Genomic DNA, 17,233 nt, shown 5'->3' on the forward strand with positions numbered 1-17,233 from the left:
CGCACGACGCCCGAATCCCGCTTGACTGCGCTGACTGGGCACCCGCTCTATCCGTCCTCGCGCGGAAGCTTGCGTCGCAACGTATCGGCAATGGTGTTAGCCAGCATCTCGCCGGTGAGTGGCTTGCGCAGGAAACTGTCGAATCCCGCTTGCTCGGCGGTCGGTTCGGCCGCTTCGTCGGCGCGCGCGGTCACTGCAACCAGCGGCATGTCGTAGCCGAACACGCGCAGCTGACGCGCCAGCGCGAAGCCATCGAGGCCAGGCAGATCCAGATCGAGCAACGCCAGGTCGAAGGTGTTGTCGGCCGCTTCGGTCAACGCGGCCAGCCCGTGCGGCGCATGTACTACCGAGTGGCCTTGCGAACGCAGCAGGCCAACGATGACCTCGGCGATGGTCGGGTCGTCTTCCACCAGCAGGATGCGCAGCGGATCGATTGCAGCGCTAACGCGCTCCACCTCGCTGTCGAGCGTGGCATTGGAGGCGACCCAGCGCAGCGGCAGATCGACCACGAAGCGCGTGCCGGCGCCGAGGCGACTGATCACTTCGACATGCCCCCCCATCGCCAGCGCCAGCTCCTGGCAGATCGCCAGGCCCAGGCCACTGCCGCCATAGCGCGAGGTGGTCCTGGCGCCGTCGCCTTGTTCGAAACGCTGGAACAGACGCGCCTTTTGCTCGGCATTGATGCCCGGCCCGGTATCGGCCACCTCGAAACGCAGACCTTGATACGAGCCAAGCGTGGTCAGCTTGAGCCCGACAACGCCGCGCTCGGTGAACTTGATCGCGTTGCTGAGCAGATTGAGCAGAATCTGGCGGATGCGGGTGACATCGCCGCTGGCCGTGATATCACCGAGCATGCCCACTTCCAGGCTGAAACGCAGGCCGCGCTCCTGCGCCAGTGGCGCCATCAAGCCTTCTACTTCGGCCACGAGTTGGCGTACCGAGAACGGCTGCAGATCCAGCTCAAGACGCCCCGACTCGATCCGCGCCAAGTCCAGCGCATCGTTGACCAGCCGCAACAGATGCGCACCGGCGCGGCGAATCGATTCGGTGTAGCTACGCTGTTTGTTGTCCAGCGAAGTCTTGAGCAACAACTCGCTCATGCCCAGCACACCGGTCATCGGCGTGCGCACTTCGTGGCCGAGCGTGGCCAGGAAACGGGTCTTCGCAAGTGACGCCTGCTCGGCCAGTTCCTGCTTGTGCACGGCCAATTGCCAGGCATTCAAACGACGCAGGCGACGGCGATACAACAGCACCGCCGCGGCGATGACGCATAGTGTGAGCAGACCCAGAAAGACCAGTCCCCATGGCGCCAACCACCATGGCGGTAGCACCTGAAAGCGTAGGGATTGACTCTGGGACCAGATTCCATCTCCGGTGCGCCCCTGTACCTCCAGGGTGTACTTTCCGGCCGGCAACCGCGAAAACAGCCGCTCCCCGCTTGGTCCGACATCGATCCAGTCCGGGTCGTAGCCGCTCAAACGAAAGCGGTAGCTGTTGGAGTCGGAGTCGGAAAGGCTGAGCAGGCGTGCAACGATGTGCAGATCACGATCGTCGTCCTGCATCTGCAATGGCTCCATGCCAGTGACATCCAGCCCGCGCTCGCCACGACGCAGCCCCACGCGTTCAATCAGCAGTGGCGGCCGGCGCGTGTTTGGACGCATGATATTTGGATCAAACAGCACCGCACCATCCGGCGTCCCGCCTAGGATCTGCCCTCCAATTGCTTGTACCAGTGTATTTTCCTGAAATTGCTGATTGGGAAGCCCGTCATGCATTCCATAAACCCGCACCATCCTGCTGGCTGGATCCACTCTAATTAAACCACGAGAACTCGAAACCCAAGCAACCCCGTCAGCATCCACTACAAGTCCATTTGGAGCCACCATCGGAAACTCTTGTTTACCGTCGATGGTATCCAGATGTTTTAGCTGCGTACCATCCCATAGATAACGCCTTAGCTCACCCATTAACCCGATCCATACGATGCCAGCGTCGGTAAAGCGAAAAACATAATTGGTTGAAGACGGTGCACCCGGGATAGGCACAAAACTATCCATTTGCGCGTCCCAGCGTCTCAGACCAGTTGAGCTGGCGAGCCACATCTGCCCATCCGGTCCCAACCTCAGGTCATACACGTTTGAAGTATCCAAGCCGTGGCTGCCATGTGCTATCTGCCGAATAAACCGGCCATTGCCATCCCTAATCTGAAAACCTGCTTTTGTCATGTAAATCCACAACTGATTCAGCGTATCCAGTGCGATGCGCTCAGGTGTGTCGTAACCGTCAGGAGAGGCTCCGGTAGAGAGAGGCCAGCGTTTACTTTGTGCTGTACGAGGATCGTAGCGGACCAGCGATTTAGGAAGACCTATCCAAACGTAGCCACTTTGGCTTTCGATCAAGGATGTTGGCCAGCGCAATTCATAAATCGGCCGCATATGACGTTCCAGCTTGCCGCTGGCGGGATCCAAACGCTCCAGTGCACCACGGGTTCCTGCAATCCAAAATCCACCGGATGATGAAGCTGCTGCAACCTTTAAGGATGGATTGGCCATCGACTGCGGATCATCAATTTGATACGAAAGAACCGCGAAAGTGTCCCAATTAGGCCGCAAATGCCATAGACCACCATTAAGGCCTGCGAACCAAAGGCCGCCCTCACGATCCTCGTATGCACTGGCCCAGTTTGGCTTAACCAGTCCGCGAACGGATAGACTGTAAACTGGCACGTTACGAACTTCATTTCCATTTGAGATGCCCAAACCGGACATCGTATCCAGCCAATAACGCCCCGCGCGATCGCGCAAAAGCATACCTATAACACGCTTATCTCCGTCACGTTCCTGCCAAGGCTGCGCTATGAATTTCCCGTTGGAGTCGAGCCGATAGAGGTTATAGTTACCGTCAGTTACCCATAAAGTTCCACTAGGGAACCTCTGAACAACGCACCACAGATACGCGACACTACCCGCCTGATGTTGAGGAGTGATCCATGCAACTGACGTTCGGTGACGCTGAGGGCCTGGGCAAGCGCAAGCAGACCCGGCGCGAGATCTTTCTGGCCGAGATGGAGCAGGTGGTTCCGTGGCAGCAACTGCTCGGTCTGATCGCGCCGCACTATCCGGTATCGGGCCGGCCAGGTCGGCAGCCGTACGCACTGGCGACGATGTTGCGGATTCATCTGCTGCAGCAGTGGTATGCGCTGAGCGATCCGGCGATGGAAGAAGCACTGCACGAGATCCCGACCTTGCGGCGGTTTGCCCAGCTCGGTGGCTTGGACAACGTTCCGGACGAGACCACGATTCTCAACTTTCGGCGCCTGCTGGAGACCCATGGCCTTGCCGCGCGGATGCTGGAAGCGGTCAACGCGCATCTGGCGCGCAAGGGCCAGAGCCTGCGGTCGGGCACGATCGTCGATGCGACGCTGATCGCGGCGCCCAGTTCGACCAAGAATGCCGACAACGCGCGCGACCCTGAGATGCATCAGACCAAGAAGGGCAATCAGTGGTATTTCGGGATGAAGGCGCACATCGGCGTGGATGAATTTTCCGGGTTGGTGCACCACGTCCATTGCACAGCCGCCAACGTCGCCGATGTCACGGTGATGCACACGTTGCTGCATGGCAAAGAAGACAGCGTGTTCGGCGATAGCGGCTACACCGGTGCGGACAAACGCGAAGAACTGCAGGCCTGCAAGGCTGCATTCTTCATCGCCGCCAGGCCCTCGACGATGCAAGCCCTCGGCAACAAACGCGAGCGTGCTCGGGAAAGACGTTGGGAACACTTCAAGGCCAGCGTGCGCGCGAAGGTGGAGCATCCATTCCGGGTGATCAAGCGCCAGTTCGGCTACACCAAGGTCCGCTATCGCGGCCTGGCCAAGAACACCGCGCAGGTGCTGACCTTGTTTGCGCTATCGAACCTGTGGATGAAGCGAAAGCAGTTACTGCCGACGATGGGGAACGTGCGCCTGTAACCCGGGCAACACCCTGCAAACGCGCCGGAAACGGCAAAAAAATCGAGGATCTGAGCGCCGTCAGCCTGGTCGATGTGGTTAGGCTCATCCTCCGATGCCGTTGATCAGACCATCCCTAGAGTCTAACCTCAATCCGTTTGACGACTGAGTATCACCCGGCAGTAGCACACGTTCAAATTTATTACCTGCCCAACGTGCAATACCTGAGCTGCCGCCAACCCACAACGAGCCGTCGGGAGTGACACGCAACGCGCTGATACTATTGCCAGGCAGGCTATGAACATCATCCTCCGCAAAAGTAAAGCGCTGCATACTGCCATCTGCCCGCAATCGATAAAGTCCATCCCTGGATGTACCAAACCAAGTATCGTGTTCAGGCGTCTGCGCAATCGCCCATACGGAACTGTGTGAAAACTCAGGAAAGCGCGGATCTGCCAAACGCTTGAATGCCCGCTTCTTGGCGTCTAGTAAACCTGCGCCACCATTTTCGAAACCAACCCATACCCCGTCGTTTGAATCTACGCTAATAGACCAGACAAAGTTATCAGTAAGCCCTTCCTCCATTCGCCAAATGCGGTAAGTACGTCCATCGAATCTGGCCAGACCATCGGCACTTGCCAGCCACAGGTAACCGTATTTGTCTTCGGCAAAATCATTGATCGTATTGGAAGGCAGGCCGTCGGCCACAGTGAGCTGGACAGGCACCGGAGTGATTGGCACATCCGCGAAGGCGAGCGCAGGCAAGACCGCGATCAGCAGCCAAAAACACAGTCCGGCGAAAATCCGTCGGAAATTGGGAAGAAGACGTTGGCGCGACATGAACATTTCACTGCAGTTTGCCGCATAGTGCGGGCCGCGCCACACACGGGCAAGCCTGCTGCGGTTCACATCGGTACTCCTAATGCTGCGCTATCGTCCGATCGCGCGCGCGATCTCTGCGCTTTACGCGCCGCCGCGATCGCCTCAACCAACATATCGGCGGTGACCGGCTTGCGCAGGAATCCATCGAAACCTGCGGCCTGCGCCTGGCGCTCCGCATCGCCGTCGGCACGCGCGGTGACCGCGAGCAGTGGGAACCCATGCCCGAGCCGGCGCAGTTGCGATGCCAGCGCAAATCCATCCAGACCGGGGAGATCCAGATCCAGCAGCGCGATGTCGAAGCCGCCATCGACCGCCTCCGACAGCGCCGCCAACTCGTGCGCAGCATGCACCACGCGATGACCGCGGCCCATCAGCAGGCCGGAGATCACCTCGGCCACGGTCGGGTCGTCTTCCACCAGCAAGATGCGCAACGATTCACCGGCCACCGCGCGCAGCTCGCCAGAAGCGATGCGCACGCCGGAGCGATCGATCGGCAACGGCAGGTCCACGCTGAACTGGGTGCCGACGCCAAGCCTGCTGCGCACGCGAATCGTGCCCTTCATCGCCACGGTGAGTTCCTGGCAGATCGCCAGCCCCAGCCCGCTGCCGCCGTAGCGAGCGCTGGTGCGTGCGCCATCGGCTTGTTCGAATCGCTGAAACAAGCGCTTCTGCTGCTCCGGGCCGATGCCCGGCCCGGAATCGCGCACCTTGAAACGCAGCACCTCGCCATGCTGACTGACCATGAGAGAGACCTCGCCGCGTTCGGAAAACTTGATCGCGTTGCCGAGCAGATTGATCAGGATCTGGCGTACCCGCGTCGCGTCGCCCAGCACCACCAACTGCGCAGGCAATTGATTGCGATAGTGAAAGCGCAATCCGCGCGCTTCGCTGATCGGATGCATGAAATCGGCCAGTTCCTGGGTCAGTTGCGCCGGGTCGAACGGCTGCTGCACCAGCTCCAGTTTGCCGGCTTCGATACGCGCCAGATCCAGTGCATCGTTGACCAACCGCAGCAGATGCGCACCGGCCTTGCGGATTGCGTCGACGTGACTGCGCTGCTTGGCATCCAGTGGCGTGGCCAGTAGCAGTTCGCTCATGCCGAGCACACCGGTCATCGGCGTGCGTACTTCATGTCCCAGGTTGGCAAGAAAGTTCGATTTGGCCACCGAGGCCTGCTCGGCAAGCTGTTGGCGTTGTTGTGCCAGCACCCATTCCTGCTGGCGTCGCACCCGGCGCCGCCAGGCCCACACACCCAGGCATGACAGCAACACGCACAGCAACGCGGCCACCAGCTGCGCCGGTGTGCTCAGCCACCACGGCGGGCGCACTTCCAGCTGCAACGTGGGCGCAGCGACCCAGTCGCCTTCGCCGGCACGCGCCTGCACTTCGATACGGTAGTCGCCGGGCGGCAAGCGCGAAATCACGCGTTCGCCGCCGGCGCCCTGCTCCACCCAACGTTCGTCGTAGCCGTCGATGCGGTAACGATAATGCGCAGAGGCCGGATCGACGAACGACAGCAATCGCGCACTGATACGCAGATCGCGATCACGCGCCTGCAGCACCATCGGCACCTTGTGAGAGACCGGCTGCGAGCGCTCGGCATCGTTACGGCGCACCTGCACCGATTCGATCACCAGCCGTGCCGATGGCGCAGCGGAAAACGGCCGCGATGGGTCGAACAGCACGATGCCGCTGGTGGTCAGCGCCAACACTTGTCCCGTGGGGCCGGTGACCGGTGGACGCATCGAGAATTCGCTGTCGGGCAGACCATCGCGTTGGCCGAACATGTGGATCCGCGGCTGCCCGCGCCGATAGGCGAGCAGGCCACGTGAGGTAGTGGCCCACACTGTGTCCGTACCGCCCAATGCCAAGCCACGGATATCGGTTGCCGGAATCCCCTGCGCGCGCCCGATGCGCTCCAGTAGCCGCGCCTGCGATCCATCCCAGCTGTAGCGCTCCAACGCGCCAGAGCGCCCCGCCCAGAACTCGTGTGGCGATACAAAGGCCAGTGCATAGACCTCATGTCCATCGCCGATTACTTTGCGAAAGCGTTCGCCCTGCCAGACCCACAGTCCATAGCCGGTCGCCGCCCATGCACTCCCATCCGGTCGCACCAACAGCTGCTGCACCATGTCGTCGTCCATGCCCAGATCGGTGCCGAAACGGAATGTCGCCAGCACACGGCCATCCGCCGCACGTCGCTGCACGCCGCCCTGCACGATCGATAGCCAGAACTCGCCATCGATACCGGCTGCCATCAGCTCCACGCGGTGGATATCGGGCGTGCCGACATCCACAGGAAAGTCGCGGCGCGCGCCCGTGGCAGGGGTATAGCGCGTGATGCCCTCGCGCATTGCGATCCACAGACTGCCATCGCCTGCCGGCAGCACCGATTGCACCGAACCGCCACCCAGCGCATCGCTATGCACCACCGGCACTACTGCACCGTCTTCGCTGACCCGATACACCCCCTCGCCCGTGGTCACCAGAAAACGCTCACCATCTGCGGCAACGTTCACCAGATACAGGCTTTCCAGAGGTTTTCCCTGTGTTTCGAAGAATGTCGAGAAGCGCTGCCAATCCGGCGGCAGGTACGCCATGCCTTGCGAGATCATCCCTAGCCACAGGCCGCCTTGGCGGTCCTGCATGACATCGAGCACACCGCTGTGCGCGGTAAGAAACCCACTACCACGATCGCCTTCCATCACTCTCAGCGCAGTTTCGCCGGGCGCCACTCGAAAAAAGCCATCGGCTGCGCCGACCCAGTAACCGCCATGGACATCGTGCACCACAGTGCCGGCACGTACGGCGGCCGACCCGGCCCAGGGCGACGGCTCCAGCACACCTGCCGTTGTCACGCGGTACAAACCCTTGCTGCTGCCTACCCACAGGGTGCCGTCGGGATCCTTGCTCAGCTTGAGCACGGCCGTGCTCAATTGCGTCGGCGCAATGCGCACGAAGCGCTCGCCGTCGCGCATCACCAGACCACTGGCCGTGGCAATCCAGAGCCGGCCGCGCGCGTCGGTCACCATGCTCAGAATGGTATCGCTGGGCAGACCGTCCGGCGCGTCGGGCGTTGCGCGGAACGCGGTGACCCGGCCGTTTTCTTCGCGGCGGCATAAGCCGCCATCGCTGGTGCCGATCCAGATCGCCCCTTGCGCCTGCGCCAACGACCACACCTGCCCTACGCAGGTTTCGGTGATCTCCGGAAACTGCACGAAATCCTTGCGCCCTGCGTCCAGCATACCCACCGGCGAGCCATTGGCGCCGATCCAGACCCGGTCGCGATCATCGACAAGCAGCGTTTCCACCTGGTTGCCGGGAATCGATCGCGGATCGGCCGGATCATGCCGCCACACCTGCAAGCCGATGCCGTCGTAGCGCGCCAGACCGTCGCTAGTGGCCGCCCAGATATAACCCTGCCGGTCCTGCGCCAAGGCCAGCACCATGCGCGAAGGCAGGCCTTCGACCGGCCCGAACCGGCGCATGCGCGGGGTCTCGATCTGGTTCACCGCCAACGCATCCACACCGATCAGCAGCAACAAGACCGCAAGCAACGACAGCAGCACCTTCTTCATCTTCATCCTTGTCCCCATCGCCACCTGCACGCTTGCGCGCGCTCCCTGGCGGGACTGCACTGTACCTGCTTCGCTACGGCGGCCCCTAGTCGGCAACGGGGTCTTCCTGTGCGTCGCTGGCGTCAGCAAGCGCGCGCGCCAGTGCCTGCGCGAGCAAGTCGCCGGTGACCGGCTTGCGCAAGAATCCATTGCATCCGGCCGCCATCGCCTGCGGTTCTGCATCGGCGTCGGCGCGTGCGGTCACCGCAACGATCGGAAAACGCACGCCGCGCGCGCGCAACTGCGCCACCAGTGCCGCGCCGTCGATGCCGGGCAGGTCCAGGTCGCACAGGCCGGCATCGAAGCTGCGCGTACTCACCTCGGCCAGTGCCGCAAGACCATGCAACACATGCGTGACCTGATGCCCTCGCGTCTGCAGCAGGCCGACAATCACTTGCGCCACGGTGGGGTCGTCTTCGACCAGCAGCAGCTGCAGTGGCGCCTGATCGTGAAGCGGCGTTGTGCGTGCCACATTCGGCGTCACTGCGGGTAACGCAGCCACCCAGCGCAATGGCAGCTCGACCACGAAACACGCGCCCTGCCCCAGTTCGCTGCTGACCGTCACTTCACCGCCCATGGCCGCTGCCAATTCGCGGCAGATCGCCAGCCCCAGGCCGCTGCCGCCATGCCGCGCAAGCGTGAGCGCGCCTTCGGCCTGCTCGAAGCGCTGGAACAAGCGCCCGCGCTGTTCTGCACTCATGCCGGGGCCGGTATCGCGCACCTCCATCCGGATGCCTTGCTTGTGGCCTTGCGGCAGCACTGAGACACGCAAACTCACACTGCCGCGCTCAGTGAACTTGACCGCGTTGAACAACAGATTGAGCAGGATCTGCTGCACCCGGCTGGCATCGCCGTGCAGTGCCGGCGGCAGCGCATCCTCCAGTTCGCACTCGAAGACCAACTGCTTCTGCTCGGCAGTCGGGCGCACCAGCTCGGCCACTTGCCTGATCAGCTGGCGCAAATCGAAATCGCGGTAATCCAATGGCAGCTTGCCGGCCTCGATCCGCGCCAGATCCAACGCATCGTTGACCAGCCGCAACAGATGCTTGCCCGCCGACTGGATGGCGCTGGCATAGCCCTGCTGACGTCCATCCAACGGCGTCTGCAGCAGCAACTCGCTCATCCCCAGCACACCGGTCATCGGCGTACGCACCTCGTGCCCCAATGTCGCAAGAAACCGCGTCTTGGCCTGCGACGCCTGCTCGGCAAGCTCGCGTTTGTGCTGCGCAAGTTGCCATTGCGCACGCATGCGCACACGCCGACGATAGGCGGCGGCAAGCAATGCGCTCAGCAGCAAGCCAAGCAGGCAGATCAGCGCGATGCCGACGTCGCTGCGCCACCAGGGTGGATTGACCGTAAATCGCAGAGTGCGCACTGGCGAGCGATTACCCAAGGGATCTACACCCTGCAGCGCGAGCTCGTAGTTGCCGGCAGGCAAACTGGCAAATTCGCGGATCCCCGCGTTGCCCGAGGTCTGCCACTCCGTATCGAAGCCTTTCAAGAAACTGCGATAACGATTGGAAAGCGGATCGCTATACGACAGCAGGCGACTGACGATCTGCAACTGCCGGTCCCCGGGACCCAGCTGAAACGGGCGATCCATCGGCAACGCGATGCGTGCACCATTACGCAGCACGCTGAGATGTTCCAACTGCAATGCGGGCACAGACGGTGCGATATCGGGCATTGCGGTATCCAGCAACACGGTGGAGCCATCGCTGGTCGCCCCGATCAAGGTGTCGCCCGCCATCAGCAGGCAATGCTGGACGAATTCCTGACTGGTCAACCCATCGCGCGTGCCGATATTGCGCAGCCGTGCCGGCGTCACCGAGGGATCGATCCGCCAGAGCCCACGTAAGCTGGAAATCCAGACCCTGCCATGCGGGTCGATCTGCATTGCAGAGGCGTCGAACCCGGCCAGCCCGTCGGCTTCGCCCACGTGGCGCACACGCGTCCAGCCTGTTGCGGTTTTTTTCCATTGTTCCGCACCGGTGGCCCGGTATACCCACACCGTCTCCGGCGATTGGCTGGCAAACGCCTGGATCGGGGTTCCTTCGAGACCTGCAACCGGCACAAAGCGGCGAGAGGTGTCGTCCCAGGCAAACATGCCGCCCTCGCCCGCAGCCCAGACACGCCCGTCGGGGCCTTGTTCAAGCTGCTGTACAGCGATGTCGCTGAGGCCATGCAGGTCCTGCTGAGTGATGCGCTGCAAGACGCGGCCGCTACGTAAATCGCGCTGCTGCACCATGTCGAGGAATGCCATCCACACCGTGTCGCCCTGCTCGATGATCCAGTCCGGCGCCGACAGCGCGGATGCCGGTTCGGGACCATCAGACGGCCAGTGGATGAACTCACCAGTGCGCAGATCCATCCGCGAGAGACCAAAGCTCAAATTGCCCAGCCAGACACGCTGCAGACGATCCTCCAACGCCGACACCAGCTCCATGCCCTTGAGATGCGGCGACTGCAATCCTGTCTGAAACGTGTCGCCCGTGCTCGGATCAACGCGCAACAAGCGACCGTCTGTATCCACCTGCCACAAACCACCAGACCGTGTGGCGGGTGCCAGATTGCAATAAATGGCATCGCCGGTCGGCGCGGCGGGCTTGAGCACGGCACTGCGCTTCCAATCCGCCGGCAAATACCCCAGGCCAGTGCCATGCATCGGAACCCAAAGCCCCCCATCGGCCGCTCCCAGCAGACCGACCACATTACGGCGCGACAACGGACCCTCACCGCTGAAGGCAGGGACCGGTGGACGCTCGCCACGCGTCCGCCATAGACCGCGTCCGCTCCCTAGCCAGAACTCGCCGTCCTGAGCAGCCACTGCGCCCCAGAACTCGTTGCCGCTACCGAACATCGTTCCCCAGGGAAGCGGCTGCCATTGATCGTTGGACCCCATGACATGCAATCCAGACTCGCTGCCCAGCCACAGACGGTCGCCGGTCCATTGCAGACCGAAAATGGCCGACTGCCGGTTCGGCTCGTCCGGGACATATTCGCGACGCAGATGTTTCCCGTCGTAATAAGCCAGTCCATTACTGGTTGCGATCCAGAGCCGCTGCCGGTTGTCCGCCGCAAGATTCATGACCATGGCCTGGTCAAGATCGCCATCGACCGCACCCAGATCCACCGACGACATCGTCCCACCAGCATCGATGCGGACCAGCGCGCCGGACGTGGTCCCGGCCCAGATATAGCCGTCGAACGCAGCGATGCTGTAGATCTCGCCGTCCTTCAACAAAGGATAGTCCACAGTGCGATAGTGGCGAAACTGGCGTCGTCCGGCATCCATGACGCTCAACGTCTTGCCGCAGCCGATCCATATCCTGTCCAGCGCATCGATATGCAGCGCCTGGACCGCATTGCAGGGCAACGACGCAGGGTCGTTCGGATCGTGTCTCCAGGTCCTGAATCCCGCGCCGTCGTAACGCACCAGGCCATCCAGGGTGCCAAGCCACAGATAACCGGCACGATCCTGGTGGATCGCAACCACCATGGTCGATGGAAGTCCATCGCTGGGCCCTACAATGCGGAAACGGGGAATCTCGGGAATCTTCGCCGCACATGGCAAAGCGCCAAGCAGCAAGACAAGCACAACGATGAGCGCACGCATGTGGGCATCCTTTCCACGTCCAGCCCGCATGCTCGCAACGGATCGTTGCGAGCGCAAGCCAAGCGGAGCGCAGCGGGAATGCCTAGAATCCGCCCATGACAATCCTCGCCCGCCTGTTGCTGCTTCCCGCCCTGGTCGCGACCAGCCTTGCCGCAACCGCCGCGCCGGTGCGTTACGCGCTGGATCCGGTGCACACGCGGGTGCTGTTCGCAGTCGAACATGCCGGGTTTTCCAAGGCGTTGGGCACCGTTTCGGGAAGTAGCGGCACGCTGGTGTTCGACCCGGACGACTGGGCCTCCGCACGGCTGGATGTCAATGTGCCGCTGCACCGCGCCGACCTGGGCGATGCCAAGTGGAACGAGGCCACGCTGGCGCGCAACCTGCTCGACGCCGAGCGGTTTCCCGACGCGCATTTCGTCTCCACGCAGGTGGTCGCAAGCGGCGAAAACCACGCCAAGGTCACTGGAAATCTGACCCTGCATGGCGTCACCCGCCCGGTCACCCTGGACGTCACCCTCAACGCGCTCAAACGTCATCCGCTGCCGCCGTTCCGACGCACTGCCGGTTTCTCGGCCACCGCCACGCTGAGCCGTGCCGAGTTCGGAATCGATGCGTGGAAGTCGATGATCGGCGACTCGGTGGAACTGCGCATCGAAGCCGAAGCCGTGCGCGAGGGCCGCGCCGAAGACGACGCACCGCAACCGCAGAACACACCCGCCGCCCCTGACGCTGCCACCAGCCCGGAATCCTGAGCATGAGCCTGAAGAACATCGAACGTTGGGGCGGTGTCAGCCAGACCCTGCATTGGCTGATCGCACTGCTGATTCTGGCGTTGGGCGTGGTTGGCCTGATCATGGGCGACCTGCCCAAGACCCCGAAATATTTCTGGGTCTACACCGCGCACAAGTCGGTGGGCCTGACCGTGCTGGCACTGGTGATCGTGCGGCTGGGCTGGCGCATTTATGCAGGCGCGCCGCCGCCGGTAAGCGGCACGCCGCGCTGGCAGGAACGCATCGCCGGGCTCACCCACTGGCTGCTGTACGCCATGATCTTCGCCATGCCGTTGTCCGGCTGGCTGTACGACTCCACCAGCGGCCTGCGCCCGTTCCGTTGGTTCGGCTTGTTTGCCGTCCCCAAGCTCAGCCCGCCTGACGAACAACTGCGCGCAATTGCGCATTTCATCCACGAGTGGGGCTTCTGGTTGTTGATTGCGGTAGTGCTGGCGCATGCCGGCGCTGCGCTCTATCACCACCTGTTCCAGCGTGACGCCACCTTGGTGCGGATGTTGCCGCGCGGTTGGCTCTCCTCCAAACCCTAAAGGATTCCCCATGTCGTCCAGGTTGTTCGCCTCTCCCCTGCTGGTCGCCGCCTCATTGGTGGCCACGTTCGCTGCCGCCCCGGTCCTCGCTGCCGATTACGTGCAGGCGCCCGGTTCGTCGCTGGTGTTTGCCAGCAAGTACGACGGCGAAGTCTTCACCGGCAAGTTCCCCGGTTTCGACACCACGCTGAGTTTCGATCCGGCCAATCTGGCCGGTGCCAAGCTCGACGTGCGCATCCCGCTGGCAGGTGCCGTCAGCGGCAATGGCGACCGTGATTCGACCCTACAGGGGCCGGACTTCTTCAACGTGGCCAAGTTCGCCACCGCGCGCTACCGCGCCGACAAGTTTCGCGCACTCGGCGGCAACCAGTACGCCGCCGACGGCACGCTGGAATTGCGCGGCATCAGCAAGCCGGTCACGCTGACCTTCACCTGGACACCCGGCGCGCAGCCGGTGCTGGCCGGCAAGGCGGTGGTGAAGCGCCTGGACTTCGGCGTGGGCGGCGGCGACTGGGCCGACACCAAGACCATCCCCAACGAAACCGCGATCAGCACCAAGGTCGTGTTCAAGGCGAAGTAACGCCACCGGCCGCAACCGGACGCGGCCACTAAACGGCGGACTACCTCGTCGGGTCCGCCGTTTTTTTGTGTCTGGCGATTGGATGACACCGCGCGACAGTTAGACTCGGCACTCATCCAAAGGACGCCGACGATGCGCACACACGGAACGTTGACCCGCTGGAACCCCGATCGCGGCTTCGGCTTCATTACCCCTGCTCAGCCGGGCGATGAGGTGTTCGTGCATATTTCAGCGTTTCCCAGAAGCGCAGATGCGCCGCGTATCGGCGAGCTGATTTCCTTCGAGATCGAACCAGGCAAGGATGGGCGACAGCAAGCGGTGCGCGTGATGCGCGCCGGAGCGCACGCGCCCACGCATGACGCGCCTGTGCGACGCAACACGGCACGCATGGCGCCGGCAAAAAGACAGATCGGGCTTGGAAAGGTCTTGCTCATGATGCTGGTGCTCGGTGGCGGGGCGTTCGCCTATCAGCAGCGCGATTACTTGATCGATGTATTCACCCCGGCATCGGCACTAGAGCAAATGTCGTCGCCAACGCGGCCCGTAGCAACTCCTGCGTCTGCGCCCACCGCGCACTACAGCTGTGGCGGACGCACGCACTGCTCGCAGATGACCTCCTGCGACGATGCCACTTACGTGTTGCAGCATTGCCCAAATACCGAAATGGACGGCGACCACGATGGCGTGCCCTGCGAGCAGCAATGGTGCCGTTGATCAAAGCGGCTTCCCCCTTGAACGGACGGCCGACAAGAATATTTTGTTAGCCGCATCTTGTTAGATGCACGCCCGGGTCAAACGCTGAGTCGGTCGAGCGCGCGGTGCCCTCACCGCTCGCGGGACACGCCATGAACCCGTCCCTGGGGACCGTGTGGCGGCATCCATGCCGCCACACGGTCCCGCAAGCGGCGAGGACACCGCACCAGAAAGTTTGCTGGCTGCTCTGTTAAAAACCATGCGTACCAACCATCTCGACTGGTCCTTGCCCGCCCACCGTCGCGTGACCTTACGCGGCATGGATGCCGCGTAAGAGCCTACATGGACGTACTTGCGGCGTGTCCCGCGATGGTGGGCGGGCAAGGGTCCTGCAGCCAACTCGCAGCGTCGAGGGCGCGGTGCCCTCACCGCTCGCGGGATACGCCGTGAACCCGTCCCTGGGGCTCGGTGGCGGCATCCATGCCGCCACACGGTCCCGCAAGCGGTGAAGACACCGCACCAGAAAGTTCGCAGGCTGCTTTGTTAAAAACCATGCGTACCAACCATCTCGACTGGTCCTTGCCCGCCCACCGTCGCGGGACCTTACGCGGCATGGATGCCGCGTAAGAGCCTACATGGACGTACTTGCGGCGTGTCCCGCGAGGGTGGGCGGGCAAGGGCCCTGCAGCAAACCCGCAGATGAGCAGCTCTGCAGCTCTGCAGCTCTGCAATAGACCAACGTGAAGTCGTTTTAGTAGTCGCTCCAAGTGCACAATCTGGCGCGTATCGGGCGCGCACGGCGCCTCATCAGCGCGTGCCGGCATTCAACCACTTCCGCAAACGCCGGCTATCGAACGGCCAACCCAACTCGCGCCCAACCGCATCGCGCAATACCGGCACACGCTCACCATAAGCGGACTCAAGCGCCGCATCGCCATCGATAAACACGCTGCTGAACTCGCCCGCGCGCGCCTGCGCCAGCACCTCCACGGCCTGGTCGCACAGGTGGCACTCGTCGCGCTGGTAAAGGATCAGGCCCATTGGGAGGTCTCATGCTGCGCTGCAGCCGTGCCGCAATCGCCGAAAGACTAGAATAGCCGCCTTTACGCTCACCTCTCCGGCAAGCATGGCTGTCAGCACGTTCGACCTGTTCAAGATCGGCATCGGTCCGAGTTCCTCCCATACCGTGGGGCCGATGCGCGCCGCCGAACGCTTCGTGCACCGCTGGCTGCTCGACGCCGGACGCCTGCAGGACGTGGTTCGCATCCGCGCCGAGGTCTTCGGCTCGCTGGCGTTGACCGGTCGCGGCCATGGTACTGACAAGGCCGTGCTGCTCGGCCTGGAAGGCAACCGCCCCAACCTGATCGACCCTGACATCATCCCCGCTACGCTCGAGCGCATTCGCGCCAGCAAGCGCATCAATTTGATGGGCCAGCACACCATCGCCTTCGATGAAAAACGCGATCTGCCGATGAACAAACGGCAGAAGCTCCCGTACCACACCAATGGCATGCGTTTCACTGCCTACGACGCCAATGACGCCGTGATCGCCACGCGCGATTACTACTCGGTCGGTGGCGGTTTTGTGGTCAACCAGGACGATGCTGCCGACGACCGCATCGTCGCCGACGAGACGCCACTGCCCTACCCGTTCCTCAGTGGCGACGAACTGCTGGCGCAATGCGCACGCAGCGGTCTGAGCATTGCCGCGCTGATGTTCGAAAACGAAAAGAGCTGGCGCAGCGAAGACGAAATTCGCGCCGGCCTGCGCGAACTATGGGCGGCGATGCAGTCATGCGTGGAACGCGGGATTCGCCAGGAAGGCACGCTACCGGGTGGCCTGAACGTCTCGCGTCGCGCACCGGCGCTGTATCGCGAACTGTCGTCCAAACCGGAAGCGGCGATGCGCGATCCGTTGACCACGCTGGACTGGGTCAATCTGTACGCGCTCGCGGTCAACGAAGAAAACGCTGCTGGCGGCCGCGTCGTTACCGCACCCACCAACGGTGCGGCCGGCATCATTCCCTCGGTGCTGCATTACTTCGATCGCTTCTGCCCCGGCGCATCCGAGCAGCGCATCTTCGACTTCCTGCTCACCGCTGCGGCCATCGGCATTCTTTACAAGGAAAACGCCTCCATTTCCGGCGCCGAAGTCGGTTGCCAGGGCGAAGTGGGCGTGGCGTGTTCTATGGCCGCTGGCGGCCTGGTTGCCGCGCTCGGCGGCAACCCGGGGCAGATCGAAAACGCTGCGGAAATCGGCATGGAACACAACCTCGGCCTGACCTGCGACCCGATCGGCGGCCTGGTGCAGATCCCGTGCATCGAACGTAATGCGATGGGCGCGGTGAAGGCGATCAATGCCAGCCGCATGGCCATGCGCGGCGACGGCAAGCACAAGGTCTCGCTGGACAAGGTCATCAAGACCATGCGCGACACTGGCCGCGACATGCAGGACAAGTACAAGGAAACCAGCCGCGGCGGCCTGGCGGTCAACGTCATCGAGTGCTGAACGATGGCGGGTAGTGACGCGATTGAGGTTGCGACAAGCGCGCCCGTCGCGGCGACGTCCACGGCTGCG

11 protein-coding genes are annotated in these 17,233 nt (G+C 62.7%); 6 read left to right on the forward strand and 5 right to left on the reverse strand.

Annotated features, from left to right (window positions below):
- Positions 1-47: 47 nt before the first annotated feature.
- Positions 48-2,987, reverse strand: a complete 2,940-nt coding sequence (locus tag NMB96_RS22185; protein WP_255087006.1) for a hybrid sensor histidine kinase/response regulator — start codon at positions 2,985-2,987, stop codon at positions 48-50.
- Positions 2,988-2,989: 2 nt separating this feature from the next.
- Here NMB96_RS22185 and NMB96_RS22190 point away from each other — a divergent pair, with 2 nt between their 5' ends.
- On the forward strand, positions 2,990-3,970 hold the full coding sequence (locus NMB96_RS22190; RefSeq protein ID WP_183086593.1) for an IS5 family transposase: 981 nt from the start codon (positions 2,990-2,992) through the stop codon (positions 3,968-3,970).
- A gap of 84 nt (positions 3,971-4,054) precedes the next feature.
- Here the strand turns inward: NMB96_RS22190 and NMB96_RS22195 are convergent, their stop codons facing one another.
- The 3 genes from NMB96_RS22195 to NMB96_RS22205 form a co-directional block, all read right to left on the reverse strand.
- A complete protein-coding gene (locus NMB96_RS22195; RefSeq protein ID WP_255085738.1) occupies positions 4,055-4,858 on the reverse strand; it encodes a ligand-binding sensor domain-containing protein in 804 nt (267 codons plus the stop codon).
- Positions 4,855-8,409 (reverse strand): ligand-binding sensor domain-containing protein, encoded by a 3,555-nt coding sequence (locus NMB96_RS22200; RefSeq protein ID WP_425520933.1) that lies wholly within the window; start codon positions 8,407-8,409, stop codon positions 4,855-4,857. Before NMB96_RS22200 ends, NMB96_RS22195 begins: the two co-directional genes overlap by 4 nt.
- Before the next feature lie 85 nt (positions 8,410-8,494).
- A complete protein-coding gene (locus NMB96_RS22205) occupies positions 8,495-12,064 on the reverse strand; it encodes an ATP-binding protein (protein ID WP_255085741.1) in 3,570 nt (1,189 codons plus the stop codon).
- 95 nt (positions 12,065-12,159) lie between these two features.
- Here NMB96_RS22205 and NMB96_RS22210 point away from each other — a divergent pair, with 95 nt between their 5' ends.
- The 4 genes from NMB96_RS22210 to NMB96_RS22225 all read left to right on the forward strand — a co-directional run bounded on the left by NMB96_RS22210 (position 12,160) and on the right by NMB96_RS22225 (position 14,676).
- Positions 12,160-12,816 (forward strand): YceI family protein, encoded by a 657-nt coding sequence (locus NMB96_RS22210; RefSeq protein WP_023904683.1) that lies wholly within the window; start codon positions 12,160-12,162, stop codon positions 12,814-12,816.
- A gap of 2 nt (positions 12,817-12,818) precedes the next feature.
- Positions 12,819-13,382 carry a cytochrome b gene (locus NMB96_RS22215; protein WP_006450665.1) on the forward strand — a complete coding sequence of 188 codons (564 nt, stop codon included), beginning with the start codon at positions 12,819-12,821 and terminating at the stop codon, positions 13,380-13,382.
- A 10-nt stretch (positions 13,383-13,392) separates the two neighbouring features.
- Positions 13,393-13,962 carry a YceI family protein gene (locus NMB96_RS22220; RefSeq protein ID WP_023904684.1) on the forward strand — a complete coding sequence of 190 codons (570 nt, stop codon included), beginning with the start codon at positions 13,393-13,395 and terminating at the stop codon, positions 13,960-13,962.
- A 150-nt stretch (positions 13,963-14,112) separates the two neighbouring features.
- Positions 14,113-14,676, forward strand: a complete 564-nt coding sequence (locus tag NMB96_RS22225; RefSeq protein ID WP_343237620.1) for an excalibur calcium-binding domain-containing protein — start codon at positions 14,113-14,115, stop codon at positions 14,674-14,676.
- A 786-nt stretch (positions 14,677-15,462) separates the two neighbouring features.
- Here NMB96_RS22225 and NMB96_RS22230 read toward each other — a convergent pair.
- Complete coding sequence (locus NMB96_RS22230) at positions 15,463-15,696, reverse strand: glutaredoxin family protein (RefSeq protein ID WP_023904686.1); 234 nt, start codon at positions 15,694-15,696, stop codon at positions 15,463-15,465.
- An 85-nt stretch (positions 15,697-15,781) separates the two neighbouring features.
- On the opposite strand from NMB96_RS22230, the gene NMB96_RS22235 reads away from it, so the two are divergent.
- Positions 15,782-17,164: an L-serine ammonia-lyase gene (locus tag NMB96_RS22235; RefSeq protein ID WP_023904687.1), complete on the forward strand. Its 1,383-nt coding sequence runs from the start codon at positions 15,782-15,784 to the stop codon at positions 17,162-17,164.
- Positions 17,165-17,233: the final 69 nt, after the last annotated feature.

This window comes from Xanthomonas hortorum, from assembly GCF_024339125.1.
In the GTDB taxonomy this organism is placed as follows: domain Bacteria; phylum Pseudomonadota; class Gammaproteobacteria; order Xanthomonadales; family Xanthomonadaceae; genus Xanthomonas; species Xanthomonas hortorum.

Excerpts from the sequence above, each read along its gene's own strand:
- NMB96_RS22190 (WP_183086593.1), top strand. The coding sequence starts at position 2,990 with ATGCAACTGACGTTCGGTGACGCTGAGGGCCTGGGCAAGCGCAAGCAG.
- NMB96_RS22220 (WP_023904684.1), top strand. The coding sequence starts at position 13,393 with ATGTCGTCCAGGTTGTTCGCCTCTCCCCTGCTGGTCGCCGCCTCATTG.
- NMB96_RS22230 (WP_023904686.1), bottom strand. The coding sequence starts at position 15,696 with ATGGGCCTGATCCTTTACCAGCGCGACGAGTGCCACCTGTGCGACCAG.
- NMB96_RS22200 (WP_425520933.1), bottom strand. The coding sequence starts at position 8,409 with ATGAAGAAGGTGCTGCTGTCGTTGCTTGCGGTCTTGTTGCTGCTGATC.
- NMB96_RS22215 (WP_006450665.1), top strand. The coding sequence starts at position 12,819 with ATGAGCCTGAAGAACATCGAACGTTGGGGCGGTGTCAGCCAGACCCTG.
- NMB96_RS22205 (WP_255085741.1), bottom strand. The coding sequence starts at position 12,064 with ATGCGTGCGCTCATCGTTGTGCTTGTCTTGCTGCTTGGCGCTTTGCCA.
- NMB96_RS22235 (WP_023904687.1), top strand. The coding sequence starts at position 15,782 with ATGGCTGTCAGCACGTTCGACCTGTTCAAGATCGGCATCGGTCCGAGT.
- NMB96_RS22210 (WP_023904683.1), top strand. The coding sequence starts at position 12,160 with ATGACAATCCTCGCCCGCCTGTTGCTGCTTCCCGCCCTGGTCGCGACC.